28 protein-coding genes are annotated in these 25,499 nt (G+C 67.0%); 2 read left to right on the top strand and 26 right to left on the bottom strand.

Annotated elements, in window-relative coordinates:
* Nucleotides 1-4: 4 nt before the first annotated feature.
* Genes tatA through BM345_RS06525 form a run of 7 tightly spaced genes read right to left on the bottom strand, consistent with a single transcriptional unit; the run spans nucleotide 5 to nucleotide 3,527 of the window.
* Nucleotides 5-247 carry a Sec-independent protein translocase subunit TatA gene (gene tatA, locus BM345_RS06555; protein WP_093376861.1) on the bottom strand — a complete coding sequence of 81 codons (243 nt, stop codon included), beginning with the start codon at nucleotides 245-247 and terminating at the stop codon, nucleotides 5-7.
* 45 nt (nucleotides 248-292) lie between these two features.
* Nucleotides 293-652, bottom strand: a complete 360-nt coding sequence (locus tag BM345_RS06550; RefSeq protein ID WP_093376859.1) for a histidine triad nucleotide-binding protein — start codon at nucleotides 650-652, stop codon at nucleotides 293-295.
* A complete protein-coding gene (locus BM345_RS06545) occupies nucleotides 642-1,031 on the bottom strand; it encodes a DUF4870 family protein (protein ID WP_093376857.1) in 390 nt (129 codons plus the stop codon). The genes BM345_RS06550 and BM345_RS06545 overlap by 11 nt, the downstream gene beginning before the upstream one ends.
* Before the next feature lie 20 nt (nucleotides 1,032-1,051).
* The gene (locus tag BM345_RS06540; RefSeq protein ID WP_139237475.1) at nucleotides 1,052-1,432 is read right to left on the bottom strand and encodes a phosphoribosyl-ATP diphosphatase; all 381 of its coding nucleotides are present in this window, start codon (nucleotides 1,430-1,432) and stop codon (nucleotides 1,052-1,054) included.
* The gene (gene hisI / locus BM345_RS06535; protein WP_093376852.1) at nucleotides 1,432-1,821 is read right to left on the bottom strand and encodes a phosphoribosyl-AMP cyclohydrolase; all 390 of its coding nucleotides are present in this window, start codon (nucleotides 1,819-1,821) and stop codon (nucleotides 1,432-1,434) included. The genes BM345_RS06540 and hisI overlap by 1 nt, the downstream gene beginning before the upstream one ends.
* A 46-nt stretch (nucleotides 1,822-1,867) precedes the next feature.
* Nucleotides 1,868-2,668: an imidazole glycerol phosphate synthase subunit HisF gene (gene hisF, locus BM345_RS06530; protein ID WP_093376849.1), complete on the bottom strand. Its 801-nt coding sequence runs from the start codon at nucleotides 2,666-2,668 to the stop codon at nucleotides 1,868-1,870.
* Nucleotides 2,669-2,690: 22 nt separating this feature from the next.
* Nucleotides 2,691-3,527 carry a D-hexose-6-phosphate mutarotase gene (locus BM345_RS06525; RefSeq protein ID WP_093376847.1) on the bottom strand — a complete coding sequence of 279 codons (837 nt, stop codon included), beginning with the start codon at nucleotides 3,525-3,527 and terminating at the stop codon, nucleotides 2,691-2,693.
* 126 nt (nucleotides 3,528-3,653) lie between these two features.
* Here BM345_RS06525 and BM345_RS06520 point away from each other — a divergent pair, with 126 nt between their 5' ends.
* A complete protein-coding gene (locus BM345_RS06520) occupies nucleotides 3,654-4,958 on the top strand; it encodes a dicarboxylate/amino acid:cation symporter (protein WP_093376845.1) in 1,305 nt (434 codons plus the stop codon).
* A gap of 12 nt (nucleotides 4,959-4,970) precedes the next feature.
* Complete coding sequence (locus BM345_RS06515) at nucleotides 4,971-5,927, top strand: amino acid ABC transporter substrate-binding protein (RefSeq protein WP_093376842.1); 957 nt, start codon at nucleotides 4,971-4,973, stop codon at nucleotides 5,925-5,927.
* Nucleotides 5,928-5,941: 14 nt separating this feature from the next.
* Here the strand turns inward: BM345_RS06515 and hisA are convergent, their stop codons facing one another.
* The 19 genes from hisA to BM345_RS06420 all read right to left on the bottom strand — a co-directional run bounded on the left by hisA (nucleotide 5,942) and on the right by BM345_RS06420 (nucleotide 25,347).
* Nucleotides 5,942-6,682 (bottom strand): 1-(5-phosphoribosyl)-5-[(5-phosphoribosylamino)methylideneamino]imidazole-4-carboxamide isomerase, encoded by a 741-nt coding sequence (gene hisA / locus BM345_RS06510; RefSeq protein ID WP_093376840.1) that lies wholly within the window; start codon nucleotides 6,680-6,682, stop codon nucleotides 5,942-5,944.
* 33 nt (nucleotides 6,683-6,715) lie between these two features.
* Nucleotides 6,716-7,363, bottom strand: a complete 648-nt coding sequence (gene hisH / locus BM345_RS06505; protein WP_093376837.1) for an imidazole glycerol phosphate synthase subunit HisH — start codon at nucleotides 7,361-7,363, stop codon at nucleotides 6,716-6,718.
* Nucleotides 7,364-7,411: 48 nt separating this feature from the next.
* Complete coding sequence (hisB, locus tag BM345_RS06500) at nucleotides 7,412-8,050, bottom strand: imidazoleglycerol-phosphate dehydratase HisB (RefSeq protein ID WP_093376835.1); 639 nt, start codon at nucleotides 8,048-8,050, stop codon at nucleotides 7,412-7,414.
* On the bottom strand, nucleotides 8,047-9,144 hold the full coding sequence (gene hisC, locus BM345_RS06495; protein WP_093376832.1) for a histidinol-phosphate transaminase: 1,098 nt from the start codon (nucleotides 9,142-9,144) through the stop codon (nucleotides 8,047-8,049). The genes hisB and hisC overlap by 4 nt, the downstream gene beginning before the upstream one ends.
* Before the next feature lie 11 nt (nucleotides 9,145-9,155).
* Nucleotides 9,156-9,515, bottom strand: coding sequence for a hypothetical protein (locus BM345_RS06490; RefSeq protein ID WP_254789607.1), 360 nt, complete (start codon nucleotides 9,513-9,515; stop codon nucleotides 9,156-9,158).
* Nucleotides 9,512-10,837 (bottom strand): histidinol dehydrogenase, encoded by a 1,326-nt coding sequence (hisD, locus tag BM345_RS06485; protein ID WP_093376827.1) that lies wholly within the window; start codon nucleotides 10,835-10,837, stop codon nucleotides 9,512-9,514. Before hisD ends, BM345_RS06490 begins: the two co-directional genes overlap by 4 nt.
* Nucleotides 10,834-11,484, bottom strand: a complete 651-nt coding sequence (gene hisG, locus BM345_RS06480; protein ID WP_093376824.1) for an ATP phosphoribosyltransferase — start codon at nucleotides 11,482-11,484, stop codon at nucleotides 10,834-10,836. Before hisG ends, hisD begins: the two co-directional genes overlap by 4 nt.
* The gene (gene murA / locus BM345_RS06475; RefSeq protein WP_093377343.1) at nucleotides 11,481-12,758 is read right to left on the bottom strand and encodes a UDP-N-acetylglucosamine 1-carboxyvinyltransferase; all 1,278 of its coding nucleotides are present in this window, start codon (nucleotides 12,756-12,758) and stop codon (nucleotides 11,481-11,483) included. The genes hisG and murA overlap by 4 nt, the downstream gene beginning before the upstream one ends.
* A gap of 8 nt (nucleotides 12,759-12,766) precedes the next feature.
* Nucleotides 12,767-13,012 (bottom strand): BolA family protein, encoded by a 246-nt coding sequence (locus BM345_RS06470; RefSeq protein ID WP_093376822.1) that lies wholly within the window; start codon nucleotides 13,010-13,012, stop codon nucleotides 12,767-12,769.
* Between the two features lie 118 nt (nucleotides 13,013-13,130).
* Nucleotides 13,131-13,895, bottom strand: coding sequence for an ABC transporter permease (locus BM345_RS06465; protein ID WP_093377340.1), 765 nt, complete (start codon nucleotides 13,893-13,895; stop codon nucleotides 13,131-13,133).
* On the bottom strand, nucleotides 13,895-14,842 hold the full coding sequence (locus tag BM345_RS06460) for an ABC transporter ATP-binding protein (RefSeq protein ID WP_093376819.1): 948 nt from the start codon (nucleotides 14,840-14,842) through the stop codon (nucleotides 13,895-13,897). Before BM345_RS06460 ends, BM345_RS06465 begins: the two co-directional genes overlap by 1 nt.
* 73 nt (nucleotides 14,843-14,915) lie before the next feature.
* Nucleotides 14,916-15,188 carry an STAS domain-containing protein gene (locus BM345_RS06455; protein WP_093377337.1) on the bottom strand — a complete coding sequence of 91 codons (273 nt, stop codon included), beginning with the start codon at nucleotides 15,186-15,188 and terminating at the stop codon, nucleotides 14,916-14,918.
* 17 nt (nucleotides 15,189-15,205) lie between these two features.
* Nucleotides 15,206-15,883, bottom strand: coding sequence for an MlaC/ttg2D family ABC transporter substrate-binding protein (locus tag BM345_RS06450; RefSeq protein ID WP_093376817.1), 678 nt, complete (start codon nucleotides 15,881-15,883; stop codon nucleotides 15,206-15,208).
* A 108-nt stretch (nucleotides 15,884-15,991) separates the two neighbouring features.
* Nucleotides 15,992-16,741 carry an MlaA family lipoprotein gene (locus BM345_RS06445; RefSeq protein WP_093376814.1) on the bottom strand — a complete coding sequence of 250 codons (750 nt, stop codon included), beginning with the start codon at nucleotides 16,739-16,741 and terminating at the stop codon, nucleotides 15,992-15,994.
* On the bottom strand, nucleotides 16,738-17,226 hold the full coding sequence (gene mlaD, locus BM345_RS06440) for an outer membrane lipid asymmetry maintenance protein MlaD (RefSeq protein ID WP_093376812.1): 489 nt from the start codon (nucleotides 17,224-17,226) through the stop codon (nucleotides 16,738-16,740). Before mlaD ends, BM345_RS06445 begins: the two co-directional genes overlap by 4 nt.
* A 20-nt stretch (nucleotides 17,227-17,246) precedes the next feature.
* Nucleotides 17,247-18,029: a lipid asymmetry maintenance ABC transporter permease subunit MlaE gene (gene mlaE / locus BM345_RS06435; protein WP_093376809.1), complete on the bottom strand. Its 783-nt coding sequence runs from the start codon at nucleotides 18,027-18,029 to the stop codon at nucleotides 17,247-17,249.
* 61 nt (nucleotides 18,030-18,090) lie between these two features.
* A complete protein-coding gene (locus BM345_RS06430) occupies nucleotides 18,091-18,915 on the bottom strand; it encodes an ABC transporter ATP-binding protein (protein ID WP_093376806.1) in 825 nt (274 codons plus the stop codon).
* A gap of 171 nt (nucleotides 18,916-19,086) precedes the next feature.
* Nucleotides 19,087-20,565 carry a glutamate synthase subunit beta gene (locus BM345_RS06425; RefSeq protein ID WP_093376804.1) on the bottom strand — a complete coding sequence of 493 codons (1,479 nt, stop codon included), beginning with the start codon at nucleotides 20,563-20,565 and terminating at the stop codon, nucleotides 19,087-19,089.
* Between the two features lie 42 nt (nucleotides 20,566-20,607).
* The gene (locus tag BM345_RS06420; protein WP_093376802.1) at nucleotides 20,608-25,347 is read right to left on the bottom strand and encodes a glutamate synthase-related protein; all 4,740 of its coding nucleotides are present in this window, start codon (nucleotides 25,345-25,347) and stop codon (nucleotides 20,608-20,610) included.
* Nucleotides 25,348-25,499 lie beyond the last annotated feature (152 nt).

Raw genomic sequence — 25,499 nt, 5'->3', positions numbered from 1 at the left:
GAAATCAGGACTTCTGACGCGCTTCGACGTCGATGGTCGGCTTGTCGGCAGCGGTGGACGAAGTCACCTGCTGGGTCGGCGTGGCAGCCGGGTCGGTCGCGGAACCCGAACCGTCCTTCATGCCGTCCTTGAAACCCTTCACGGCGCCGCCCAGGTCGGAGCCCATGTTCTTGAGTTTCTTGGTGCCGAACACCATGACGACGATGAGCAGCACGATGAGCCAGTGCCAGATAGAAAACGAACCCATGGAAAGCTCCTGAAGATTTGCTGCAATTTTAGACGGGGGAAGATGTCAGCCCCGCGCCCAGGGGCGTGGACCGCCCATGACATGAACATGGAGATGTTGCACTTCCTGGCCGCCTTCCGCACCGGTATTGACCACGACACGGAAGCCGCCCTCCGGATAGGGACGGCAGCCGTTCTCCAAAGCCAGCCTGGGCGCCAGGGTCATGATCCTGCCCATGAGCGCCGAATCCTCCGGCGTCAGCTGGGCCATGGACGGAATATGGCGCTTGGGCACGAGCATGAAGTGAACCGGTGCCCAGGGAGCGATGTCGTGGAAGCCGAAAAGTTCCTCGTCTTCGTAGACCTTCTTCGAGGGAATCTTGCCCTCGATGATCTTGCAGAAGATGCAGTTCGGGTCAGACGACATTGGCGGGCTCCATGGGTTGGCCGGCATTCATGCGCACCATCCCCTTGACGATGCGGTAGAGAAACCAGAGCGAGACGATGCCCCAGGCGATCCAGCCGGGGACGAGAAACAGCAGCCACAGCGGCGAAGTCAGCACGTAGGCCACGCCCGCCCACAGCACCGAACGGATGCGCCAGCTGAAGTGCGAGGCCTGCCAGGTGCCGGCCGCGTCGTCGCGCTTGACCAGGTCGATCACCAGCGCCACCAGCAGCAGCGCGATGGAAGCCTGCGCGCCCGGCAGCACCGCACCCACGGCCACCACCAGGTGCATCACGTAGCTCACCCAGCCCCAGGTCTTGAGGGATCCGTCGGCGGGCACGGGAACGATCTCGTTGGCCATGGTGGGCGTCCTCCTCGGTGTCAGTCGTTGGAAGCTTCGCGGTTCTGCGCCTTGCGCAGGGCCTTTTCCTCGATGCCGCTGGTGCCGGCGCGGCGCTCCAGCTCGGCCAGCACGTCGGCCGGCGCCAGGCCGTAGTGGGCCAGCGCGATCATGCTGTGGAACCACAGGTCGGCCACCTCGTTGACCACCTTCTGGCGGTCGCCGCCGTGGTCCGCGTCCTTGGCGGCCATGACCACCTCGGTGGCTTCCTCGCCGATCTTCTTGAGGAAGGCGTCGGGGCCCTTGTGCAGCAGGCGGGCGACATAGCTCTTGTCGGGGTCGCCGCCCTGCGCGGGCAGGCGGCTTTCGATGACGGCGGCCAGGCGGGCCAGGGAATCGTTGCTGCTCATTCGATGCTTGATTACTTGTAGATGCTTTCGGGGTCTTTGAGGACCGGCTCGGTCGCGACCCACTGGCCATTCTCGTACTTGCTGAAGAAGCAGCTGTGGCGGCCGGTGTGGCAGGCGATGCCGGGCTCGTGGCCCAGCTGGGTCACCTTGAGCAGCACCACGTCGTTGTCGCAGTCGATGCGGATCTCGTGCACCGTCTGCACGTGGCCCGATTCCTCGCCCTTGAACCACAGCTTGCTCCGCGAGCGGCTGAAGTACACGGCGCGGCCGAGCTCGGCCGTCTTGGCCAGGGCCTCGCGGTTCATCCAGGCGAACATCAGCACGTCGCCGCTGCCCGCTTCCTGCGCGATCACCGGCACCAGGCCGTTCGCGTCCCACTTCACATCATCGAGCCAGGTCATGGCGCCATTGTCCCATCCGCGGGCGCCACGGCCCGCCGCGGGGATTTCACCGGCGGATCGGAATGCCGCGGCCGGCCATGCATTCCTTGGCCTGGCCGACGGTGTATTCGCCGTAGTGGAAGATGCTGGCGGCCAGCACCGCATCCGCCCCGCCCTGCTGCACGCCGTCGGCCAGGTGGTCCAAGTTGCCCACGCCGCCGGAGGCGATCACCGGCACGCTGACCGCGTCGCTCACGGCGCGGGTCAAGGCCAGGTCGAAGCCGCTCTTGGTGCCGTCGCGGTCCATGCTGGTGAGCAGGATCTCGCCGGCGCCGCGCCGCGCCATCTCCACCGCCCATTTCACCGCATCCAGGCCGGTGTTCTTGCGCCCACCGTGGCTGTAGACGTCCCAGCCGGGGCCCACGGGCTGGCCGTCGGCGCCGGGGCGCTGTTCATCCTCGGTCTTGCGGCGCTTGGCGTCGATGGCCACCACGATGCACTGCGCGCCGTACTTGGCCGAGGCATCGGAGATGACCTGCGGGTCGGCAATGGCCGCCGAATTGAAGCTGGTCTTGTCGGCCCCCGCGTTGAGCAGCCGCCGCACGTCGGCCACGGTGCGCACGCCGCCGCCCACGGTGAGGGGAATGAAGACCTGCGAGGCCACCGCCTCGATGATCGGCAGGATCAGGTCGCGGCCGTCGCTGGTGGCGGTGATGTCCAGGAAGGTGAGTTCGTCCGCGCCCTGCCCGTTGTAGCGGGCCGCGATCTCGACCGGATCGCCGGCGTCGCGCAGTTCGACGAAGTTGACGCCCTTGACGACACGGCCACCGGTGACGTCCAGGCAGGGAATGATTCGCTTGGCAAGCATGATGAGTTGAAGGAAATCGGGTTCAGGCGAGGCTGAGTTCTTGCCAGCACTTCCACTGGGCGCCGCCCTGCAGTTGCACCGGCTCGTCGATGCGGGCGGCTTCCACGCACAGCATGTGGCGATAGCCGTCGTCGGGCAGGTCGGCCAGCTTGGCGCTCAGTTGCGCACCGGGGTTCCACACCACGGTCTCGGTGCAGCTGGCGCTTTGCGTGATGCCCAGCGTGCCGGATGGCTGCACCAGGCGCAGGCCGTGGGCGGGCGCGGCGTAGACGCTGTCGAACTCGCTGTCGAAGCGCAGGGCCGGCGCCATCTCCACGTGCCGGTCGTCGCGCACCGCGTCCCAGCGGTTGGCGCCCTGCAGCCCCTCCAGTCGCACATCGGCGATCTCGTCCACGCGCAGGTAGGTGTGCAGCGCGGCGGCGAAGGCCCAGGGGGCGGAGCCGGTGTTGTCGACGGTGAAGCTCATGCGCAGGCTGCGCGGCTTGAGCGCCACCCGCAGTTCGGCGCGGAAGGCATGGGGCCAGACGGCGCGGGTGGCGTCGCCGTCGTGCAGCACCAGCGCCAGCTCGTTGGGCGCCGGTTCGCGGCCTTTCTCTGGCTGCCAGGCCAGGTTGCGCACGAAGCCGTGCTTGGGCAGCAACCCGCGCTGGTTGAACTGGGGAAAGCAGATGGGCACGCCGCCGCGGATGGCGCTGTGCCCGTCCATCAGCGCCTGCGGGCTCAGGTAAAGCCGCTCGGCGCCGCCGCTGGTCCAGGACAGCACCTGCGCGCCATGCAGCGCCACCACCACGGCGTCGCCTTCCGGCAGCGCCAGGCGAAGCGCCGGCAGGCCGCGGAATTCAAGGGCTTGGATCGACATGCCTCGATTCTATGGATGCGCGGCTCGCCATTGCGGCCGGCTGAAAAATGGCATGAAATGCGGTGGCCCGCCGGCCAGGCGCGGCGCGCAGGCTCGAAAAGAAGCAACTCGACGAGGAATCGACTCATGAAGAAGCTGCCACCCGCGGGCTGGATCCTGATCGCCATGGTGATCGGGATCATCCTGGGCCATCTGGTCAACATCAGCTTTCCCGACCCCAAGGTCGCGGCCCAGATCGCCGGCTACATCTCGCTGTTCTCCGACGTGTTCCTGCGGCTGATCAAGATGCTGATCGGCCCGCTGGTGTTCTCCACGCTGGTGGTGGGCATTGCGCACATGGGCGACGCGGCCTCGGTGGGCCGCGTGTTCGGCAAGGCGCTGGGGTGGTTCATCACGGCTTCGCTGGTTTCGCTGATCCTGGGCATGATCATGGCCAACCTGCTGCAGCCCGGCCACAACCTGGGCCTGCCGCTGCCCGACATCGGCAGCTCGGCGAACCTGGCCACCTCCAAGTTCACGCTGAAGGACTTCGTCAGCCACCTGGTGCCCCGGTCCTTCGCCGAGTCCATGGCCAACAACGAGATCCTGCAGATCGTCGTGTTCTCGATGTTCTTCGGCGTGGCCCTGGCCTCGCTGGGCGAGAAGGCCCGCACGCTCATCAGCGCCATCGACGAGCTCTCGCACGCCATGCTCAAGATCACCGGCTACGTGATGAAGCTGGCGCCCCTGGCCGTGCTGGCCGCCATGGCCGCCACGGTGGCGGTGAACGGCCTGGGCATCCTGCTGAAGTTCGCCGTGTTCATGGGCGACTTCTACCTGAGCCTGTTCCTGCTGTGGGGCCTGCTGGTGCTGGCCGGCTTCGCATTCCTGGGGCGGCGCGTGTTCAAGCTGCTGGTGCTCATCAAGGAGGCCTTCCTGCTTTCCTTCGCCACGGCCAGCTCGGAGGCGGCCTATCCGAAGATCCTGGACGCGCTGGACCGCTTCGGCGTCAAGCGCAAGATCTCCAGCTTCGTGATGCCCATGGGCTACTCCTTCAACCTGGACGGCTCGATGATGTATTGCACCTTCGCCGTGCTCTTCATCGCGCAGGCCTACGGCATCGAGCTGTCGATCGGCACGCAGATCACCATGCTGCTGATCCTCATGCTCACCTCCAAGGGCATGGCCGGCGTGCCGCGCGCCTCGCTGGTGGTGATTGCGGCCACGCTCAACCAGTTCAACATCCCCGAGGCGGGCCTGCTGCTGATCCTGGGCGTGGACACCTTCCTGGACATGGGCCGCTCGGCCACCAACGCGGTGGGCAACTCCATCGCCACCGCGGTGGTCGCCAAGTGGGAAGGCGAGCTGCTGCCCGAAAGCGAAGCCGATGCCAACGCGCGGCAGCTGGACAAGGAAGCGGCCGCAACGCTGGCACAGCCGGCGCACGGTTGAACAGGTGCAGGCATGAAGGTTCAGGCGCATCCACCGTTGGCCGGCCGCGTAAGCCGGGTCGCGTTCGTGACGGTCGCGCTGCTGCTGGCGGCGTCCGCGGGGCGGGCACAAGATGCGACCGCACCGACCGTGTCATCCGCGCCCGCCCAGCTGTCGGGCACGCTGGCAAAGCTGCGCAACAGCGGCACCGTCACGCTCGGCTACCGCGAGTCCTCCGTGCCCTTCTCCTTCCTCTCGCCGCGCAAGGAGCCCATCGGCTACTCGGTGGAGCTGTGCAGGGCCTTGGTGGCCTCGATCGAGGACGCGATCAACAAGAGCCTGACGATGCGCTGGGTGCCCGTCACAGCGGCCTCGCGCATCGACGCGGTGGAAAGCGGGCAGGTCGACCTGGAGTGCGGCTCGACCACCAGCAACCTGGAACGCCAGAAGCGCGTGGCCTTCTCGCCCACCATCTTCGTCTCGGGCACGCGGCTCATGGTCAGGAAGGGCTCGCCCGTCACCTCCTTCCGCGACCTGGCGGGCAAGAAGGTGGTGGTGACGGCCGGCACCACCAACGAAAAGGCGCTGCGCGACCTGGATGCGCGCTTCAAGCTGGGCATGGCCATCATCGTGTCGCCCGAGCATTCGCAGTCCTTCGAGATGGTGGCCAAGGGCCAGGCCGATGCCTTCGCCACCGACGACGTGCTGCTCGCCGGCCTGATCGCGCAGCGCGGCGCGAAAAGCGAATTCACGGTGCTGGGGGACGAGCTGTCCTACGACCCCTACGGCATCATGTTCCGCAAGAACGATCCGCAGTTGGCCAAGGTGGTGAAGGACGCCTTCCAGATCCTGGCCGAGGACGGCGAGATGGAGCGCCAGTACAAGCGCTGGTTCCTGCGCAAGCTGCCCAATGGCGAAAGCATCGATCTGCCGATGAGCGCGCAGCTCACCAGCATCATCGAGGCGATGGCGGTGAAGCCGGCCGAGTAGGCCAGCCGGAAAGATCAGGCCGCGAGCTGGTCGGCGCGCGCCTGCGCCGAGGTGAAGTCGAGATCACCCGTGTAGATGGCGCGCCCGCAGATCACGCCTTCCACGCCGTCCTTCTCGACCGCGCAGAGCTGCTCGATGTCGGCGATGCCCGCCAGGCCGCCCGATGCAATCACCGGAATGGTGAGCGCCTGCGCCAGCTTCACCGTCGCCTCGATGTTGATGCCCGAGAGCATGCCGTCGCGGCCGATGTCGGTGTAGATGATGGACTCGACGCCGTAGTCCTCGAACTTCTTGCCCAGGTCGGCGACTTCGTGGCCGGTGAGCTTGCTCCAGCCGTCCGTGGCGACCTTGCCGTCCTTGGCGTCCAGGCCGACGATGATGTGGCCGCCGAAGGCGCTGCAGGCATCCTTGAGGAAGCCCGGGTTCTTGACCGCGGCGGTGCCGATGATGACGTAGCGCAGGCCGTCGTCGATGTAGCGCTCGATGGTGTCCAGGTCGCGGATGCCGCCACCCAGCTGCACCGGGATGTCATCGCCCACTTCGCGCAGGATGGCCTTGATGGCCGCGTGGTTCTGCGGCTTGCCGGCAAAGGCGCCGTTCAGGTCGACCAGGTGCAGGCGCCGCGCGCCGGCGTCGGCCCATTTGCGTGCCATGGCCGCCGGGTCTTCGCTGAAGATGGTGGATTGGTCCATGTCGCCCTGTTTGAGGCGAACGCAGCGGCCGTCTTTGAGATCGATTGCGGGAATCAACAGCATGGCAGGCAAGGAAAAGGCTCCCGGGTGGGGAGCTCAGGGGTTCCAGTGGAGAAAGTTTCGATAGAGCTGCAACCCGAAGTCCGCACTTTTTTCTGGGTGGAACTGGGTTGCAAAAATATTATCGCGGGCCACGGCGGCGGTAAAGCGATCCCCGTAGTCGGCCTCGCCCACACTGTGGCGCGCATCCGTCGGCCGGGCGTAGAAGCTGTGCACGAAATAGAACCAGGCCTGGTCGGGCACCTTTGCCCACAGGGCATGCGGCTGCGCCTGCTGCACCTGGTTCCAGCCCATCTGCGGCACCTTGAAGCGGCTGCCGTCGGGCTGCAGGCGGCCTTCCAGCTCGAACTTCACCACGCGACCGGGGATGAGGCCGAGCCCGTCGGTGCCCCCTTCGTCGCTGTGGGAAAGCAGCATCTGCATGCCCACGCAAACGCCGAAGAGCGGCTTGCTGGCCGCCGCCTCGAGCACGGATTCGAGCAGGCCCGACTCGCGCAGTTCGCGCATGCAGTCGGGCATGGCACCCTGCCCCGGCAGCACCACGCGGGTGGCATCGCGCACCACCTGCGGGTCGGAGGTGACGAAGACCTGCACGCCGACCTCGTCGGCGGCGTGCTGGACGGCTTGCGACACGGAGCGCAGGTTGCCCATGCCGTAATCGACGACCGCGACGGTATTAGCCATGCGTGCTGCTAGCGAAAGTCTGGAACATCAGGGGAAGGCGAGAAAGGACTACAGCGATCCCTTGGTGGAAGGAATGACGCCCGCCGAACGGGGGTCGAGCTCGAGCGCGCCACGCAGCGCCCGCGCGAAGGCCTTGAAGACGGTCTCGCACTGGTGGTGCGCATTGACGCCCTTGAGGTTGTCGATGTGCAGCGTGACGAAGGCGTGGTTCACGAAGCCCTGGAAGAACTCGTAGGTGAGCTGGCTGTCGAAGGTGCCGATCATGCCACTGGTGAAGGGCACGTCCATCACCAGGCCCGGGCGGCCCGAGAAATCGATGACCACGCGCGACAGGGCTTCATCCAGCGGCACGTAGGCATGTCCGTAGCGGCGGATGCCCTTCTTGTCGCCCACGGCCTTGGCCACGGCTTGGCCCAAAGTAATACCAACGTCTTCCACCGTGTGGTGGCCGTCGATGTGCAGGTCGCCCTGGCAGTCGATGACCAGGTCGATCAGCCCGTGGCGGGCGATCTGGTCAAGCATGTGGTCGAAGAAGCCGATGCCGGTGGACAGCTGCGCCTTGCCGGTGCCGTCCAGGTTCACGCGGACCTTGATCTTCGTCTCGGCGGTGTTGCGCTCGACCTCGGCCGTGCGCGCGCCGGCCGTGGCGACGCTGGTGACTGCTTCGGGAGCCGTGGGGGTGTTCATAGCGATTGTTCGAGGGCTGCCAGCATCTGCTTGTTCTCGTCGGGCGTTCCGACCGTGAGGCGCAGGCAATTGGCCAGCAATGGGTGCATTTTAGAAATGTTCTTCACCAGCACACCGCGGGACTTCATGCCCTCGAAGGCCTTGCTGGCATCGGGCACGCGGATCAGGATCATGTTGGCCTGGCTGGGCCAGCTTTTCACGCCGGGCAAGCTGGCCAGCGCCTCGATGATCCACTCGCGCTGCTCACGGATCTGGCGGGCCTGCCCGGCGAACACCTCGGCATGTTCCAGCGCGAACAGCGCGCACTCGCAGTTGAGCACGCTGATGTTGTAGGGCGGGCGCAGCTTGTCGATCTCGCCGATGATCGCCGCGGGACCCATCAGGTAGCCCAGGCGGGCGCCGGCCAGGCCGAACTTGCTGAGGGTACGCATCAGCAGCACGTGGCCGTGGCGGGTGATGCGGTCGATGTAGCTGCGCGCGGCGAAGGGCTGGTAGGCCTCGTCCATCACGACCAGGCCGCCCTGCTCGCCCTGGGCCTGGACGATCCGCTCGATGACGGCGTCGTCCCAGAGATTGGCGGTGGGGTTGTTCGGATAGGCCAGGTACACGATGGCCGGGCGCTTCTGCGCAATGGCGGCCAGCATGGCGGCCTCGTCCAGCTCGAAGTCGGCGGTCAGCGGCACGCCCACGAATTCCAGGCCCTGCAACTGCGCGCTCATGGCGTACATCACGAAGCCCGGCACGGGCGCCAGGATGCTGGCGCCCGGCAGGTCGCAGCCCATGGCCAGCAGCGAGATGAGTTCGTCCGAGCCGTTGCCCAGCATCAGCCCGTAGCCCTGCGGCAGGCCGGCGTAGCTTGCCAGCGCGCGCTGCAGCTCGGCCACGCGCTCGCCCGGGTAGCGGTTGATGGCGACTGCGCCCAGGCGCTTGCCCAGCTCCGCCTGCAGCTCGGGCGGCAGGCCGAAGGGATTTTCCATGGCGTCCAGCTTGACCATGCCGCGCGAGTCCTGCACCGCGTAGGCATGCATGCCCTGCACGTCGGCGCGGATGCGCTGGAGCGGCGAGGAAGTCTTGTTGTCGACGATGGCGTTCATGTGTGTTGCTGTCAGTGGGTGCAGCGGAAGCTGCTTTCCAGCGCCGCCTTCACCACCATCTGCACGGGCATGTCGGCCTCGTAGCTGCTGGCGTTGCGGCTGAGTTCGCTCTGGTAGAGGGAGCGGGCCATGGCGGGCTCGAAGCGACGGCCCTCGATGCAGAAAGGCGGCTTCTGTCCGTTGCGCAGCGCGGTGTCGCTGGACTCCTTCAGGCCTTCCATCACGCCGACCAGGTAGTAGCTGGCGTAGATCTTCCCGTCCTTCTCGTTGGCTTCCAGGGTGCGCATCTCGCGGATGCTCATGGCCTGGGCCGCACCTGCGGCAGCCAGAAGAAGGAGAGCTGCCGCGGCGCGTGCCTTGCGCATGCTCATTTCCCGCCGTCCAGGCGCATGCGCGCCGCCTCGGCGTGGGCCTGCAGGCCTTCACCCTCGGCCAGCGTGACCGCGATGGGACCCAGCACCTGCGCGCCGGCCTGGCTCACCTCGATGAGGCTGCTGCGCTTCTGGAAGTCGTACACGCCCAGTGGGCTGGAGAAGCGCGCGGTGCCGCTGGTGGGCAGCACGTGGTTGGGGCCCGCGCAGTAGTCGCCCAGGCTCTCGCTGGTGAAGGCGCCCAGGAAGATCGCGCCCGCGTGGCGCAGCAGGGGCTCCCAGCGCTGCGGCTCGCGGCTGCTCACCTCCAGGTGCTCGGGGGCGATGCGGTTGCTGATCTCGCAGGCCTCTTCCATGTTCTTCGTGTGGATCAGCGCGCCGCGGCCGTTGAGGGAGGCGGCGATGATTCCGGCGCGCGGCATGGTGGGCAGCAGGCGGTCGATCCCGGCCTGCACCTTGTCGATGTAGGCGGCGTCGGGGCACAGCAGGATGCTCTGCGCCAGCTCGTCGTGCTCGGCCTGGCTGAACAGGTCCATGGCCACCCAGTCCGGCGGCGTGCTGCCGTCGGCCAGCACCAGGATCTCGCTGGGGCCGGCGATCATGTCGATGCCCACCGTGCCGAAGACGCGGCGCTTGGCGGCGGCCACGTAGGCGTTGCCGGGGCCGGTGATCTTGTCCACCGCCGGCACCGTGGCGGTGCCGTAGGCCAGCGCGGCCACGGCCTGCGCGCCGCCGATGGTGAAGGCGCGCGTCACGCCGGCCACGAAGGCGGCGGCCAGCACCAGGGCGTTCTTCTCGCCGCCGGGGGTGGGCACCACCATGATGATCTCGCCCACGCCAGCCACGTGCGCCGGAATGGCGTTCATCAGCACGCTGGACGGATAGGCTGCCTTGCCACCGGGCACGTAGATGCCCACGCGGTCCAGCGGCGTGACCTTCTGGCCCAGCAGCGTGCCGTCCGCGTCGCGGTAGCTCCAGCTCTCGCCGCTGGCCTTCTTCTGCGCCTCGTGGTAGCTGCGCACACGGCGGGCGGCGGATTCCAGCGCCTCGCGCTGCACGGCGGGCAGCGACTCGAAGGCGGCCTTCAGCTCGTCCTTCGTGAGTTCCAGGCCGGCCATCGACTTCGCGTCCAGCCGGTCGAAGCGGTTGGTGTACTCCAGCACCGCAGCATCGCCACGCTTTTGCACATCGGCCAGGATGTCGGCCACTGTCTTCTCGATGGCTGCATCCGCGTCCTCGGACCAATGCAGCCGCGCCTTGAAGTCGGCTTCGAAGGAAGCCGAGGTCGTGGACAGACGGGCAGGGGCTGCTTTCAGGGTCATTTGGAAGTCGTCGCGGGGATGGCCGACGCGAAGGCGTCGATGATGTGGCGGATGGGTTCGCGCTTGAGCTTGAGCGCCGCCTGGTTCACCACCAGTCGCGCGCTGATGTCCATGATGCGCTCCACTTCCACCAACTGGTTGGCGCGCAGCGTGTTGCCGGTGGACACCAGGTCGACGATGGCATCGGCCAGGCCGGTCAGCGGCGCCAACTCCATGCTGCCGTAGAGCTTGATCAGGTCCACGTGCACGCCCTTGCTGGCGAAGAAGTCGCGCGCGAGGCCCACGTACTTGGTGGCGACCTTGATGCGCGCACCCTGGCGCACGGCGTTGGCGTAGTCATAGTCGGCGCGCACCGCCACACTGAGGCGGCAGGCGGCGATCTTCAGGTCCAGTGGCTGGTACAGGCCCTGGTTGCCGTGCTCGAGCAGCACGTCCAGGCCGGTCACGCCCAGGTCGGCGCCGCCGTACTGCACGTAGGTCGGCACGTCGGAAGCGCGCACCAGCACCACGCGCACGTCGGGGCGGGTGGTGCCCAGGATCAGCTTGCGCGATTTCTCCGGGTCCTCGGTGACCTCGATGCCGGCCGCGGCCAGCAGCGGCAGGGTCTCCTCGAAGATGCGGCCCTTGGACAGGGCAAGCGTGATCACGAGGCGGCTCCCGTCACACGCTCGATGTCGGCGCCGATGCCGCGCAGCTTGCTTTCCATGCGGTCGTAGCCGCGGTCCAGGTGGTAGATGCGGTCCACCAGCGTCTCGCCCTCGGCCACCAGGCCGGCGATGACCAGGCTGGCGGAGGCGCGCAGGTCGGTGGCCATCACGGTGGCGCCCGAAAGCTGCGACACGCCGTTGATGACCGCGACCTTGCCGTCCGTCTGGATCCTGGCGCCCAGGCGCACCATCTCGTTCACGTGCATGAAGCGGTTCTCGAAGATGGTCTCGGTGACGGTCGAGGTGCCCTCGGCGATCACGTTGAGCGCCATGAACTGCGCCTGCATGTCGGTGGGAAAGCCCGGGTATTCGGTGGTGCGGAAGCTCTGGGCCTTCAGGCGGCCGGTCGCGCGCACGTGGATGCCCTCGGGCGCCGGCGTGATCTCGGCGCCGGCTTCGCGCAGCTTCTCGATGACGGCGTCGAGATGGTCGGCGCGGCCATGGCGCAGCATCACGTCGCCGCCTGCGGCAGCGACGGCGCACAGGAAGGTGCCGGCCTCGATGCGGTCGGCCACCACCTTGTGCTCGCAGCCGTGCAGGCGCTCCACGCCCTGGATGCGGATGCGGCTGGTGCCCTGGCCCTCGATCTTCGCGCCCATGGCGATCAGCATCTCGGCCAGGTCGGTGATCTCGGGCTCTTGTGCGGCGTTCTCCAGCACGGTCTCGCCCTCGGCCAGCGCGGCGGCCATGAGGAAGTTCTCGGTGCCGGTGACGGTGACCATGTCGGTGGTGATGCGCGCGCCGTGCAGTCGCTTCTTGCCCTGCTGCAGCGTCGCCACCATGTAGCCGTGCTCGACGCTGATCTCGGCGCCCATGGCCTGCAGGCCCTTGATGTGCTGGTCCACCGGGCGCGATCCGATGGCGCAGCCGCCGGGCAGCGACACCTTTGCATGGCCGAATCGCGCGATCAGCGGCCCCAGGGCCAGCACCGACGCGCGCATGGTCTTCACCAGCTCGTAGGGTGCCTCGGGGTTGGTCAGGTCGCGCGCATCCAGGCGCACGGTGCCGTTGTCGTCGCGATCGGCCTTGACGCCCATGTTGCGCACCAGCTTGAGCATGGTGGCCACGTCCTGCAGGCGCGGCACGTTGTGCAGCACCACGGGGGCGTCGGTGAGCAGCGCGGCGCACAGCTCGGGCAGGGCGGCGTTCTTGGCGCCGGAAACGGGTACTTCGCCGCGGAGCTGGCGCCCGCCGCGAATCAGAAGTTTGTCCATGATGGAGGTCAGGCCTTGGGTTGGGCGGCCCACTCGGCCGGCGTGAAGGTTTTCATCGAGAGCGCGTGCACCTCGTCGGTGTGCATTTTCGCACCCAGCGTCTTGTAGACCCGCTGGTGCCGCGCGATGGCGCGCTTGCCCTCGAATTCGGCCGAGACGATGGTCGCGTACCAATGACGGCCGTCGCCCTCGAGCAAGATGTGCTCGCAGGGCAGGCCCGCGGCGATGATGGATTGGAGTTCTTCGGCGGTCATGTTGAGCGAAGCGAAAGTTTGCGGCCGAGCGCCGGGCCGCCCGAAGCCGGCCGCGCCTCCCCCGCGGGGGGTGGCGTTACAGGAGCGAAACGAGTGAAAAGCCGGGGGGCAGACATTTCTAGCCTCTAATCTTGTAGCCGATGCGCAAGAGATGTACGGCCAGTGCGCTCACTGCAAGCCAGGCCCCGCCTACGATGCCCAGGCTCAGCCAGGGCGAGGCATCGCTCACGCCGAAGAAGCCGTAGCGGAAGCCGTCGATCATGTAGAAGAAGGGATTGAGGTGGCTCACCTTCTGCCAGAAGGGCGGGAGCGAATGGATGGAATAGAACACGCCCGACAGGAAGGTCATGGGCATGATCAGGAAGTTCTGGAACACCGCCATCTGGTCGAACTTCTCGGACCAGAGCCCGGCGATCAGGCCCAGCGTGCCCAGCATGGCCGCACCCAGGAAGGCGAAAGCCAGCACCCACAGCGGCTCGTTCAAGCCGGGCACGGCGAAGAACAGGCACACGGTCAACACGCCCAGGCCCACGACCAGTCCGCGCACGATGGACGAGCCCACGTAGGCGAAGAACCAGCCCCAGTGCGACAGCGGCGTGAGCAGCACGAAGACCAGGCTGCCCATGATCTTGCTCTGGATGATGGACGAGGAACTGTTGGCGAAGGCGTTCTGCAGCACGCTCATCATCACCAGGCCGGGGATGAGGAAGGCGGTGTAGCTGACGCTGCCGTACACCTTCACGTGGTCTTCCAGCACGTGGCCGAAGACCATCAGGTAGAGCACGGCGGTGAGCACGGGGGCGCCCACGGTCTGGAAGCCGACCTTCCAGAAACGCAGCACCTCCTTGTACAGGAGCGCCCGCCAGCCGGTGGCCGTGATCATCATCGCGCCACCTCCAACGGGGTCTGTTCGCCGGCCATGAGGTCGATGAACACGTCCTCCAGGTCGGCCTTGCGCATCTCCACGTCTTCCACCGCCAAGCCAGCTTGGCGGATGGCGGCCAGCAGCTGCTCGACCTCGTGCGCGTTCTGAGCAGGCAGCTGGACGATGCGTCCGGTGATGCGGGCGTTGCGGGCGATCTCCCAGGGCAGCTGGCCGTCGGTCTTGAAGCGCAGCACGTTGCTGGCGGCCGAACGCAGCAGCTCGCTGGTGCGGTCCAGCGCGATCACGCGGCCCTGCTTGAGCATGGCGATGCGGTTGCACAGGGCCTCCGCCTCTTCCAGGTAGTGGGTCGTGAGCAGCACGGTGCTGCCTTCCTTGTTGAGCCGCGCCACGAACTGCCACAGCGTCTGGCGAAGCTCGACGTCCACGCCGGCGGTGGGCTCGTCCAGCACGATGACCGGCGGCTTGTGCACCAGGGCCTGCGCCACCAGAACCCGCCGCTTCATGCCGCCCGAGAGCTGGCGCATGTTGGCGGTGGCCTTGTCGGCCAGGCCCAGGCTGGAGAGCAGCTCGTCGATCCAGTCGTCGTTGTTGCGGATGCCGAAGTAGCCCGACTGGATGCGCAGCGCCTCACGCACGTTGAAGAAAGGGTCGAAGACCAGCTCCTGCGGCACCACACCCAGCTGGCGGCGGGCGTCGGAGAACTGGGCCTGCACGTCGAAGCCGTTGACGTGCACCGCGCCGGCCGTAGGGCGCGAAAGCCCGGCCAGGATGCTGATCAGCGTGGTCTTGCCAGCACCGTTGGGGCCCAGGAGGCCGAAGAACTCGCCTTCCTGGATGTCGAACGTAACGCCATCCAGGGCCCGCAGGCCGGTCTTGCCTTGGGCCCGCTGCTGGCGAGATGGGGGGAAAGTCTTGGAGACCGATTGGAAGGAGATCGCGGGCATGGGAGCCCGGGATTTTACGGGGCTGGCAATTTCCCCGCCCGCGGCGGCCAACGCCGCCCCGCCCGGCCGGCGCTCAGGGCGCTGCGGGCAGCAGCGAGGCCACGCCGTAGAGCGAACCCAGCTCGCGCAGCCGCACGGGGAGGCCCTTGACCGAGAAGCCACGCCCCAGGGCCGTGGCCTCGCGCCGGCACTCCAGCAGGATGGCCAGCGCGGAGGAATCGAAATGCTGCAGACCGCCGGCATCCACCACGATGGACGAGCCCGTGTGGGCCGCCACGCCCTGCTGCAGCATGCGCATGCAGGCAGGCGCCTCGTCGTGGGTGAGGCGGGCAGGCAGGACCAGCATCATCGCCAGGCGGCCGCTCAGGTCTTGGCGCCGCCGGCGCTGGACTTGTTGCGCGCCTCCAGGGCGGCGATCAGGCCGTCGATGCCCTTGGAGTTGATTTCCTGCGTGAACTGGCTGCGGTAGGTGTCGACCAGCCAGATGCCCAGCACGTTCAGGTTGTAGATCTTCCAGCCGCCGGCTTCACCCGGCGTTTTTTCCAGGCGGTAGTCCAGCTGCACCGGCTCGCCGCTGCCCCGCACTTCGGTGCGCACCAGCACTTCCTTGTCGTCGGCCGAGCCGCGGAAGGGACGCACGGTCACTTCCTGGTCGGTGACCTGGTCCAGCGCGCCGGCGTAGGTGCGCACCAGCAGCAGCTTGAAGGCGTCCTGCAGGCGCTTCTGCTGCTCGGGCGTGGCTTCACGCCACTTCGGGCCGACAGCCGAGGCGGTCATGCGCTGGAAGTTGACGTTGGGCATGACCTTGGTGTCGACCAGCTGCATGATCTTCGGGATGTCGCCGGCCTTGATCGACTTGTCCGACTTGAGCGTCTGCAGCACGTCGGTGGTGAGGCGCTTGACCAGCGCATCGGGCGCCTCGTCGGCCGCACGGGCCAGCGGCGCCAGCCCGATGGCGGAGCCCACCAGCAGCGCCCCGGCCAGCAGCACGCGGGCGAATCCGCGGCGTTGGAGAAGAGCGGTCGGCTGTTTGTTCATCATCAGATATTCCCTTGTTCGATGCGGTCGCAAGATGTTCCGGTCCCCCTTGGGGTCGGCATCTGGCGCCAGGTTCCCCTGGCGGCGTAGGCCCAGGCCTCGCCGGGAGGGCTATTGTTGCTCGTCGTCCGGCGGATTGCCGTCGAACACGTCGTTACGCCTGCGCTGCAGAAACACGTCGCGCGTGAGCGTGTAGCGGTCCAGTGCGGCGTCGCGCAGCAAGCGGTCCACCGGCAGAAGCTGGGCCCGCGCATCCACCAGGCGCATCGCATAGAGCGAGTTGCGCACCGGGATGTCGCCGACGTTGGAGATCAGGCCACCGTAGTAGTCCACCGGCAGCGCCACGGTGTCGCGCAAGGTCGAAGGCCCGAGGATCGGCAGCATGACGTAAGGACCCGGGCCGGCACCCCAGCGCCCCAGGGTCTGGCCGAAGTCCTCGCGGTGGCGCTCGATGCCGGCTTCCGAGGCCACGTCGAGCAGTCCGCCAAGACCGAAGAAGGTGTTGACGTTCACGCGCATGAAGGTCTGCGCGCTCTGTTCGCCGCGCAGCTGCATCACGCTGTTGGCAAAGCTCCAGACGTCGACCAGGTTGTTGAAGAAATTGGTGACTCCGGTGCGCATCAGTTGCGGCACCACGGTCTCGTAGGCCACCGCCACAGGGCGCATCACTGCGTCGTCGACCACGTCGTTGAAGCGGAAGACACCGCGGTTGAAGGATTCCCACGGGTCGGCCGGATTGTTGGCCGGCTGGGCCGATGCGCAGCCGCCCAGGCAGGCTGCAACCGCGGCGGCCGCCAGGAGGCGCCGGGCGGGCTTGCGGGATTCGCGGCTCAGCGTGGAGCGAATCGAAAAGAGCTTCATTTCTTGTTGTTGGCCCCCGCAGCCTGGCTGCCTTCGGCGGCCTTGCTGTAGAGGAACTGGCTGATGAGGTTTTCCAGCACCACCGCGGATTGTGTGGCGGAGATGGTGTCGCCTGCTTGCAGATTCTTGTCGTCGGCGCCGGCCTCGATGCCGATGTACTGCTCGCCGAGCAGGCCACTGGTCAGGATCTTGAGCGAGCTGTCCTTGGGAAAACTGTAACGGCTTTGCAGTGCCAATGTTACGTCCGCCTGAAAGCTCTTGTCGTCAAAGGTGATGGACTCCACACGACCGACCACCACGCCCGCGCTCTTGACCGCCGTCTGGGGCTTGAGCCCGCCGATGTTGTCGAAGCGTGCCGTCACCTTGTAGCTGCTCTGGAAACTCAGGCTCAGCAGGTTGGCCGACTGGAGCGCCAGGAAGAGCAGCGCCGCCGCGCCGATCAGCACGAACAGGCCCACCCACACATCGTTCTTGGAGCGTTGCATCTCTCGATCCCTTTACTTCTTCAGATGCTGAACATCATGGCGGTGAGCATGAAGTCCAGCCCCAGCACCGCCAGCGATGCCATGACCACGGTGCGCGTGGTGGCACGCGACACGCCTTCGGGCGTGGGCTGCGCCTCGTAGCCCTGCAGCAGCGCGATGAAGGTGACCGTGAAGCCGAACACCAGGCTCTTGATCACGCCATTGCCCACGTCGCGCCACACGTCGACGCCGCCCTGCATCTGGCCCCAGAAGGCGCCCGGGTCCACGCCCAGCATGACCACGCCCACCACGTAGCCGCCGATCACGCCGACGGCGCTGAACACCGCAGCCAGCAGCGGCATGGTGATGACGCCGGCCCAGAAGCGCGGTGCCAGGATGCGCTGCACCGGGTCAACGGCCATCATCTCCATGGCGCTGAGCTGTTCCCCCGCCTTCATCAGGCCGATCTCGGCCGTGAGCGAGGTGCCCGCGCGGCCCGCGAAGAGAAGCGCAGCAACAACCGGGCCCAGTTCACGCACCAGGCTCAGCGCCACCAGCAGGCCCAGCGCATCGGCCGAACCGTAGCGCTGCAGCGTGTAATAGCCCTGCAGCCCGAGCACGAAGCCCACGAACAGGCCTGACACCGCGATGATGGCCAGCGAGTAGTTGCCCAGGAAATGGATCTGGTCGCGCACCAGGGCGAAGCGGCGGAAGCTGCTTGCCGCATGGGCCAGCAGGCGCAGGAAGAGCTTGGCGCCCCAGCCCACGCCGGCCAGCTTGGTGCGCACGGCGAAGCCCACGTCGGACGGACGCCACCAACTCATCGAAGGACCTCCGCCCTTGTTGCTGCGGCGGGAGCATCCTTCAGGCCGAGCGGACGGGAATTCATGCGCGCCCCCCGGCGGAGTTGCCGAAGTCGTCGGTGACGCTGACACCCGGATAGTGGAAATGCACCGGCCCGTCGGCCAGCGCGTTCACGAACTGGTGCACCAGCGGATCGGCACTCTGGTGCACCTGGTCCGGCGGGCCTTCGGCCGCGACCTTGCCGTTGGCCAGGATCACCACGTGGTCGGCGATGCCGAAGGTTTCCTCCAGGTCGTGCGAGACCACGATGCTGGTCAGGCCCAGCGAATCGTTCAGGCGCCGGATCAGCTGCGCGGCGGTGCCGAGCGAGATCGGGTCCAGCCCGGCGAAGGGCTCGTCGTACATCACCAGTTCGGGGTCCAGCGCGATGGCGCGCGCCAATGCGATGCGGCGGGCCATGCCGCCGGACACCTCGCTGGGCATGAGCGCGCGTGCACCGCGCAGGCCCACGGCTTCCAGCTTCATCAGCACGATGTCGCGCACCAGCACCTCGGGCAGTTCCGTGTGCTCGCGCAAGGGAAAGGCCACGTTGTCGAACACGCTCATGTCGGTGAAGAGGGCGCCGAACTGGAACAGCATGCCCATGCGCCGGCGCGCCTTGTAGAGCTGGGCCTGGTCGAGCCGGGCCACGTCCTGGCCGTCGAACAGCACCTCGCCGCCCGAAGCGCGCAGCTGGCCGCCGATGAGGCGCAGCGTGGTCGTCTTGCCGCCGCCGGACGCACCCATGATGGCCGTCACCTTGCCGCGGGGCACGCGGAAGGACACGCCGTCCAGGATGGCGCGCGAGTCGTAGCCGAAAACGAGGTTCCGGAATTCGACGAGAGAGGGGGTGGCCAGGTCGGTCATCGGACAAAAAAGAAAGCCGGGTGTCCCATCAGGGAAATCCCGGCTTTGCGGTGACACGATGATAAGGGATGGTGCCGGCCGCCCCAGTGTGGCGGCGTGGCAGGCTTGCGACACCCTCCGGATGGCGGGCGCTGCGGCCGGCCTTTGGACCCAGCCGCCCTCCCCGCCTGTTCAGCGCGGCAGGTCGGAGAAGCCCATCAGGAATTCGTCGACGGCGCGCGCGGCCTGGCGGCCTTCGCGGATTGCCCACACCACCAGCGACTGGCCGCGGCGGATGTCGCCGGCGGCGAACACCTTGGGCACATTGGTCTGGTAGCCGCCGATGAAGTCCACCGTGGCCTTGGCGTTGCCGCGGCCGTCCTTCTCGACGCCGAAGGCCTCCAGCACCGAGGCGACCGGGCTCACGAAGCCCATGGCCAGCAGCACCATGTCGGCCTTGTAGGTTTTCTCGCTGCCGGCAACCTCGACGAACTTGCCGTCCTTGAACTCGACGTTGACCGTCGTCAGGCCGGTGATCTTGCCCTTCTCGCCGGTGAACTCCTTGGTGGAGATGGCGAACTCGCGCTCGCAGCCTTCCTCGTGGCTGGAGCTGGTGCGCAGCTTGATCGGCCAGTAGGGCCAGGTCAGCGGGCGGTTCTCCTCTTCGGGCGGCTGGGGCATTAGCTCGAACTGGGTCACGCTGGCCGCGCCGTGGCGGTTGCTGGTGCCCACGCAGTCGGAGCCGGTGTCGCCGCCGCCGATGACGATGACGTGCTTGTCGTCGGCGCGCAGCTGGCCCTTGACCTTGTCGCCGGCGTTGACGCGGTTCTGCTGGGGCAGGAACTCCATGGCGAAGTGGATGCCGTCCAGGTCGCGGCCGGGCACGGGCAGGTCGCGCGACTGTTCGGCACCGCCGGTGAGCACCACGGCGTCGAATTCCTTCTGCAGCTCTTCGGGCGTGACGGTTTCCTTGGCCAGGTTGGTGACCTTGGAGCCCTTGCCCAGCGGGTCCTTGGCGGCGCCCACCATGACGCCGGTGCGGAACACCACGCCTTCGGCCTTCATCTGCTCGACGCGGCGGTCGATGTGCGACTTCTCCATCTTGAAGTCGGGAATGCCGTAGCGCAGCAGGCCGCCGATGCGGTCGTTCTTCTCGAACAGGGTGACGTCATGGCCGGCGCGTGCCAGCTGCTGGGCCGCGGCCATGCCGGCCGGGCCGGAACCCACCACGGCGACCTTCTTGCCGGTCTTGTGGCGCGCGGGGCGCGCTGCCACCCAGCCCTCGTCCCATGCGCGGTCGATGATGGCGTGCTCGATCGACTTGATGCCCACCGGGTCGTCGTTCACATTCAGCACGCAGGCTGCCTCGCAGGGCGCGGGGCAGATGCGGCCGGTGAACTCCGGGAAATTGTTGGTGGAGTCCAGCACCGCGAAGGCGCTTTGCCAGTCGTTGCGATAGACCAGGTCGTTGAAGTCCGGAATGATGTTGTTGACCGGGCAGCCGCTGTTGCAGAAGGGCGTGCCGCAGTCCATGCAGCGCGCGCCCTGCACCTTGGCCTGCGAGGCGTCCAGGCCGACGACGAATTCCTTGTAATGCTTGACGCGTTCCTCGACGGGCTTGTAGCCCTCCTCGACGCGCTCATGCTCCATGAAGCCGGTGATCTTTCCCATCGTGCTTTCCTTGTATTTCTATGTGCTCTTCGCTGCCGCGGCTCAGACCTTGGCCGGCGCGCGGGTGGCGTGCGGCTCCAGGCCCACGTGGGCGTTGTTGCCGGCGCTGCTGGCTTCCACCTCGCGGTCGTGGATCTCCGACAGGGCGCGCTTGTACTCGTTGGGGAACACCTTCACGAAGCGGGTGCGTGCCGTGGCCCAGTGGTCCAGCAGTTCGCGGGCGCGCTTGCTGCCGGTCCAGCGGTGGTGGTCTTCCAGCAGCTTGCGCAGCAGGGCCTCGTCGGTCTGGCCGCCGTGCCACACGGCGCGCTTGACGCTGGCGGTCTGCTCGGCCGAGGTCAGCACCTTGTCCAGCGAGACCATGGCCAGGTTGCAGCGCGAGGCGAACTCGCCGTCCTCGTCGTAGACGAAGGCCACGCCGCCGCTCATGCCGGCCGCGAAGTTGCGGCCGGTCTTGCCCAGCACCGCGACCGTGCCGCCGGTCATGTACTCGCAGCCGTGGTCGCCGGTGCCTTCCACCACCGCGGTGGCGCCCGAGAGGCGAACCGCGAAGCGCTCGCCGGCCACGCCGCACAGGAAGGCCTCGCCGGTGGTCGCGCCGTACAGCGCGGTGTTGCCCACGATGATGTTCTTCGCTGCCTCGCCGCGGAAGTCCAGGCTGGGGCGAACCACCACGCGGCCGCCCGACAGGCCCTTGCCGGTGTAGTCATTGGCATCGCCGATCAGGTAGAGCGTGATGCCGCGCTGCAGGAAGGCGCCGAAGGACTGGCCGCCCGTGCCTTCCAGCTGGATGCGGATGGAGTCGTCAGGCAGGCCCTGCGGATGCACCTTGGTCAGCGCGCCCGAGAGCATGGCGCCCACCGAGCGGTTGACGTTGCGCGCCACCTCGATGAACTGCACCTTCTCGCCCTTGTCGATGGCGGGGCGCGACTTCTCGATCAGCTTGACGTCCAGGCTCTTTTCCAAGCCGTGGTCCTGCTTGTCCACATGGAAGCGCGGCACGTCGGCCGGCACCTGCGGCTGGGCGAACAGGCGGCTGAAGTCCAGGCCGCGCGCCTTCCAGTGCTCGATGCCCTTGCGCATGTCCAGCAGGTCGGCTCGGCCGATCAGGTCGTCGAACTTGCGGATGCCCAGCTGCGCCATGATCTGGCGCACTTCTTCCGCGACGAAGAAGAAGTAGTTGACGACGTGCTCGGGGCGGCCCGAGAACTTCTTGCGCAGCACCGGGTCCTGCGTGGCCACGCCCACCGGGCAGGTGTTCAGGTGGCACTTGCGCATCATGATGCAGCCCTCGACCACCAGCGGCGCGGTGGCGAAGCCGAACTCGTCGGCGCCCAGCAGCGCGCCGATGGCGACGTCGCGGCCGGTCTTCATCTGGCCGTCGGCCTGCACGCGGATGCGGCCGCGCAGGCGGTTGAGCACCAGCGTCTGCTGTGTCTCGGCCAGGCCGATTTCCCAGGGGCTGCCGGCGTGCTTGATGGACGACCAGGGCGAGGCGCCCGTGCCACCGTCGTGGCCGGCGATCACCACGTGGTCGCTCTTGCACTTGGCCACGCCCGCGGCGATGGTGCCCACGCCCACTTCCGACACCAGCTTCACGCTGATGGAGGCATGGGGCGACACGTTCTTCAGGTCGTGGATCAGCTGGGCCAGGTCCTCGATCGAGTAGATGTCGTGGTGCGGCGGCGGGCTGATGAGGCCCACGCCCGGCACCGAGTAGCGCAGCAGGCCGATGTAGTTGCTGACCTTGCCGCCGGGCAGCTGGCCGCCCTCGCCCGGCTTGGCGCCTTGGGCCATCTTGATCTGGATCTGGTCGGCCGAGGACAGGTACTCGGCCGTGACGCCGAAGCGGCCCGATGCCACCTGCTTGATGCGCGAGCGCAGCGAGTCGCCGTCCTGCAGGGGCAGGTCGACCTCGACGTTGTCGGCGCCGATCACGCTCTTGAGCGTGTCGCCCTGCTTGATCGGGATGCCCTTGAGCTCGTTGCGGTAGCGCATCGGGTCTTCGCCGCCCTCGCCGGTGTTGCTCTTGCCGCCGATGCGGTTCATGGCAACGGCCAGGGTGGAGTGGGCCTCGGTACTGATGGAGCCCAGCGACATGGCGCCGGTGGCGAAGCGCTTGACGATCTCGGCGGCCGACTCGACCTCGCCCACCGGGATGGCCTTGGCGGGGTCGAACTTGAATTCGAACAGGCCGCGCAGCGTCAGGTGGCGGCGGCTCTGATCGTTGATGATCTGCGCGTATTCCTTGTACGTGCTGAAGTTGTTGGCACGCGTGCTGTGCTGCAGCTTGGCGATCGCGTCGGGCGTCCACATGTGCTCTTCGCCGCGGGTGCGCCAGGCGTACTCGCCGCCGGCGTCCAGCATGTTGGACAGCACCGGGTCGTCGCCGAACGCGGCCTTGTGCATGCGGATCGCTTCCTGCGCGATCTCGAACACGCCGATGCCTTCCACGCGGCTGGCAGTGCCGGTGAAGTACTTCTCCACCGTCTCGTTGTTCAGGCCGATGGCCTCGAACAGTTGGGCGCCGCAATAGCTCATGTAGGTGGACACGCCCATCTTCGACATGATCTTGGACAGGCCCTTGCCGATCGCCTTCACGTAGTTGTAGATGGCCTTCTCGGCGGACAGGTCGCCGGGCAGGTCCTCGTGCATGGCGGCCAGGGTTTCCATGGCGAGGTAGGGGTGCACGGCTTCCGCGCCGTAGCCGGCCAGCACGCCGAAGTGGTGCACTTCGCGGGCCGAGCCGGTTTCCACCACCAGGCCGGCGGTGGTGCGCAGGCCCTCGCGCACCAGGAACTGGTGCACCGCCGACAGCGCCAGCAGCGCGGGGATGGCCACTTGCGTGGCGCTGACGCCGCGGTCGCTCACCACCAGGATGTTGTGGCCGCCCTTGATGGCGTCCACCGCTTCGGCGCACAGCGACGCCAGCTTGGCTTCCACGCCCTCGTCACCCCAGGCCAGCGGGTAGGTGATGTCCAGGGTGTAGCTCTTGAACTTGCCCTGGGTGTACTTGCCGATGTCGCGGATCTTGGCCATGTCGGCGAAGTCCAGGATCGGCTGGCTCAGCTCCAGCCGCATCGGCGGGTTGACCTGGTTGATGTCCAGCAGGTTGGGCTTGGGGCCCACGAAGGACACCAGCGACATCACGATCGCCTCGCGGATCGGGTCGATCGGCGGGTTGGTCACCTGCGCGAACAACTGCTTGAAGTAGTTGTACAGCGGCTTGTTCTTGCTCGAGAGCACGGCCAGCGGGCTGTCGTTGCCCATGGAGCCGATGCCTTCCTCGCCGGCCTGGGCCATCGGGCTCATCAGGAACTTGATGTCTTCCTGCGTGTAGCCGAAGGCCTGCTGCTGGTCCAGCAGCTTCACTTCCGACTGCGGCACGGTGACCGACTCGGCCTGCACGCTGTCCAGCTTGATGCGCAGGTTCTCGATCCACTGCTTGTAGGGCTTGCTGTTGGCCAGCGTCGCCTTGACTTCCTCGTCGTCGATCATGCGGCCCTGTTCCAGGTCGATGAGGAACATCTTGCCGGGCTGCAGGCGCCACTTGCGCACGATCTTCTGCTCGGGCACGGGCAGCACGCCCGATTCCGAGGCCATGATGACCAGGTCGTCGTCGGTCACGCAGTAGCGCGAGGGGCGCAGGCCGTTGCGGTCCAGCGTGGCGCCGATCTGGCGGCCGTCGGTGAACACGATCGAGGCCGGGCCGTCCCAGGGCTCCAGCATGGCGGCGTGGTACTCATAGAAGGCGCGGCGGCGCGGATCCATGGTGGCGTGCTGCTCCCAGGGCTCCGGGATCATCATCATCACGGCCTGGCTGATGGGGTAGCCGGCCATCGTCAGCAGCTCGAGGCAGTTGTCGAAGGTGGCGGTGTCGGACTGGCCGGCGAAGCTGATGGGGTACAGCTTGGCGAGGTCGGCGCCCAGCACCGGCGAGCTCATCACGCCTTCGCGGGCCTTCATCCAGTTGTAGTTGCCCTTGACCGTGTTGATCTCGCCGTTGTGGGCGACGTAGCGGTAGGGGTGGGCCAGCGGCCACTCGGGGAAGGTGTTGGTGGAGAAGCGCTGGTGCACCAGGCCCAGGGCCGAGACGCAGCGCTTGTCCTGCAGGTCGATGAAATAGGTGCCGACCTGGTCGGCCAGCAGCAGGCCCTTGTAGACCGCGGTGCGGCTGGACATGCTGGGAACGTAGTATTCCTTGCTGTGCTTGAGCTTCAGGCGCTGGATGTTCGCGCTGGCCGTCTTGCGGATGACGTAGAGCTTGCGTTCCAGCGCGTCCTGCACGATGACGTCGTCGCCGCGGCCGATGAAGACCTGGCGCAGGATGGGTTCCTTCTTGCGCACGGTGGGCGACATGGGCATGTCGACGTTCACCGGCACGTCGCGCCAGCCGAGCAGCACCTGGCCTTCGGCCTTGATGGCGCGTTCCATTTCCTGCTCGCAGGCCAGGCGGGAAGCGTGTTCCTTGGGCAGGAAGATCATGCCCACGCCGTACTCGCCGGGCGGCGGCAGCGTGACGCCCTGCTTGGCCATCTCGTCGCGGTACAGCGCGTCGGGCAACTGGATCAGGATGCCGGCGCCGTCGCCCATCAGCTTGTCGGCGCCCACGGCGCCGCGATGGTCGAGGTTTTCGAGGATCTTCAGCGCCTGCTGGACGATGTTGTGGCTCTTCTCACCCTTGATGTGGGCCACGAAGCCGACGCCGCAGGCGTCATGCTCGTCAGCACCCGAGTAAAGGCCGTGTTCTTGCAGGTGTTGAATTTCGGCAGCCGTCGTCATGGCGCACTCCTTGAGGGACAGTTTTTTCGCAGGGACCGCAAGGATATTGCGTTGCACAAACAATGCCAATCACTTTATTTGGGGTCAGATTCCAATTATTTCCCTACTTTCCTGATCGGAAATTAATTGGGGACACATCAAATTTGATAGCA

This window comes from Variovorax sp. OV329 (genome assembly GCF_900114785.1).
Taxonomy (GTDB): domain Bacteria; phylum Pseudomonadota; class Gammaproteobacteria; order Burkholderiales; family Burkholderiaceae_C; genus Variovorax.
The sequence above is the reverse complement of the archived record's forward strand: the minus strand, read 5'-3'. Positions and strand labels throughout refer to the sequence as shown.

Coding starts and splice junctions, on each gene's coding strand:
- BM345_RS06420 (WP_093376802.1), bottom strand. CDS start 25,347: ATGACGACGGCTGCCGAAATTCAACACCTGCAAGAACACGGCCTTTAC.
- BM345_RS06450 (WP_093376817.1), bottom strand. CDS start 15,883: ATGATGAACAAACAGCCGACCGCTCTTCTCCAACGCCGCGGATTCGCC.
- BM345_RS06520 (WP_093376845.1), top strand. CDS start 3,654: ATGAAGAAGCTGCCACCCGCGGGCTGGATCCTGATCGCCATGGTGATC.
- BM345_RS06550 (WP_093376859.1), bottom strand. CDS start 652: ATGTCGTCTGACCCGAACTGCATCTTCTGCAAGATCATCGAGGGCAAG.
- BM345_RS06515 (WP_093376842.1), top strand. CDS start 4,971: ATGAAGGTTCAGGCGCATCCACCGTTGGCCGGCCGCGTAAGCCGGGTC.
- BM345_RS06545 (WP_093376857.1), bottom strand. CDS start 1,031: ATGGCCAACGAGATCGTTCCCGTGCCCGCCGACGGATCCCTCAAGACC.
- BM345_RS06425 (WP_093376804.1), bottom strand. CDS start 20,565: ATGGGAAAGATCACCGGCTTCATGGAGCATGAGCGCGTCGAGGAGGGC.
- hisD (WP_093376827.1), bottom strand. CDS start 10,837: ATGACCCTGAAAGCAGCCCCTGCCCGTCTGTCCACGACCTCGGCTTCC.
- hisH (WP_093376837.1), bottom strand. CDS start 7,363: ATGGCTAATACCGTCGCGGTCGTCGATTACGGCATGGGCAACCTGCGC.
- mlaD (WP_093376812.1), bottom strand. CDS start 17,226: ATGCAACGCTCCAAGAACGATGTGTGGGTGGGCCTGTTCGTGCTGATC.
- tatA (WP_093376861.1), bottom strand. CDS start 247: ATGGGTTCGTTTTCTATCTGGCACTGGCTCATCGTGCTGCTCATCGTC.
- BM345_RS06470 (WP_093376822.1), bottom strand. CDS start 13,012: ATGACCGCCGAAGAACTCCAATCCATCATCGCCGCGGGCCTGCCCTGC.
- BM345_RS06445 (WP_093376814.1), bottom strand. CDS start 16,741: ATGAAGCTCTTTTCGATTCGCTCCACGCTGAGCCGCGAATCCCGCAAG.
- hisB (WP_093376835.1), bottom strand. CDS start 8,050: ATGAACACCCCCACGGCTCCCGAAGCAGTCACCAGCGTCGCCACGGCC.
- BM345_RS06490 (WP_254789607.1), bottom strand. CDS start 9,515: ATGAGCATGCGCAAGGCACGCGCCGCGGCAGCTCTCCTTCTTCTGGCT.
- hisF (WP_093376849.1), bottom strand. CDS start 2,668: ATGCTTGCCAAGCGAATCATTCCCTGCCTGGACGTCACCGGTGGCCGT.
- BM345_RS06465 (WP_093377340.1), bottom strand. CDS start 13,895: ATGATCACGGCCACCGGCTGGCGGGCGCTCCTGTACAAGGAGGTGCTG.
- hisA (WP_093376840.1), bottom strand. CDS start 6,682: ATGCTGTTGATTCCCGCAATCGATCTCAAAGACGGCCGCTGCGTTCGC.
- murA (WP_093377343.1), bottom strand. CDS start 12,758: ATGGACAAACTTCTGATTCGCGGCGGGCGCCAGCTCCGCGGCGAAGTA.
- hisI (WP_093376852.1), bottom strand. CDS start 1,821: ATGACCTGGCTCGATGATGTGAAGTGGGACGCGAACGGCCTGGTGCCG.
- BM345_RS06525 (WP_093376847.1), bottom strand. CDS start 3,527: ATGTCGATCCAAGCCCTTGAATTCCGCGGCCTGCCGGCGCTTCGCCTG.
- BM345_RS06455 (WP_093377337.1), bottom strand. CDS start 15,188: ATGCTGGTCCTGCCTGCCCGCCTCACCCACGACGAGGCGCCTGCCTGC.
- BM345_RS06460 (WP_093376819.1), bottom strand. CDS start 14,842: ATGCCCGCGATCTCCTTCCAATCGGTCTCCAAGACTTTCCCCCCATCT.
- hisC (WP_093376832.1), bottom strand. CDS start 9,144: ATGAACGCCATCGTCGACAACAAGACTTCCTCGCCGCTCCAGCGCATC.
- mlaE (WP_093376809.1), bottom strand. CDS start 18,029: ATGAGTTGGTGGCGTCCGTCCGACGTGGGCTTCGCCGTGCGCACCAAG.
- BM345_RS06430 (WP_093376806.1), bottom strand. CDS start 18,915: ATGACCGACCTGGCCACCCCCTCTCTCGTCGAATTCCGGAACCTCGTT.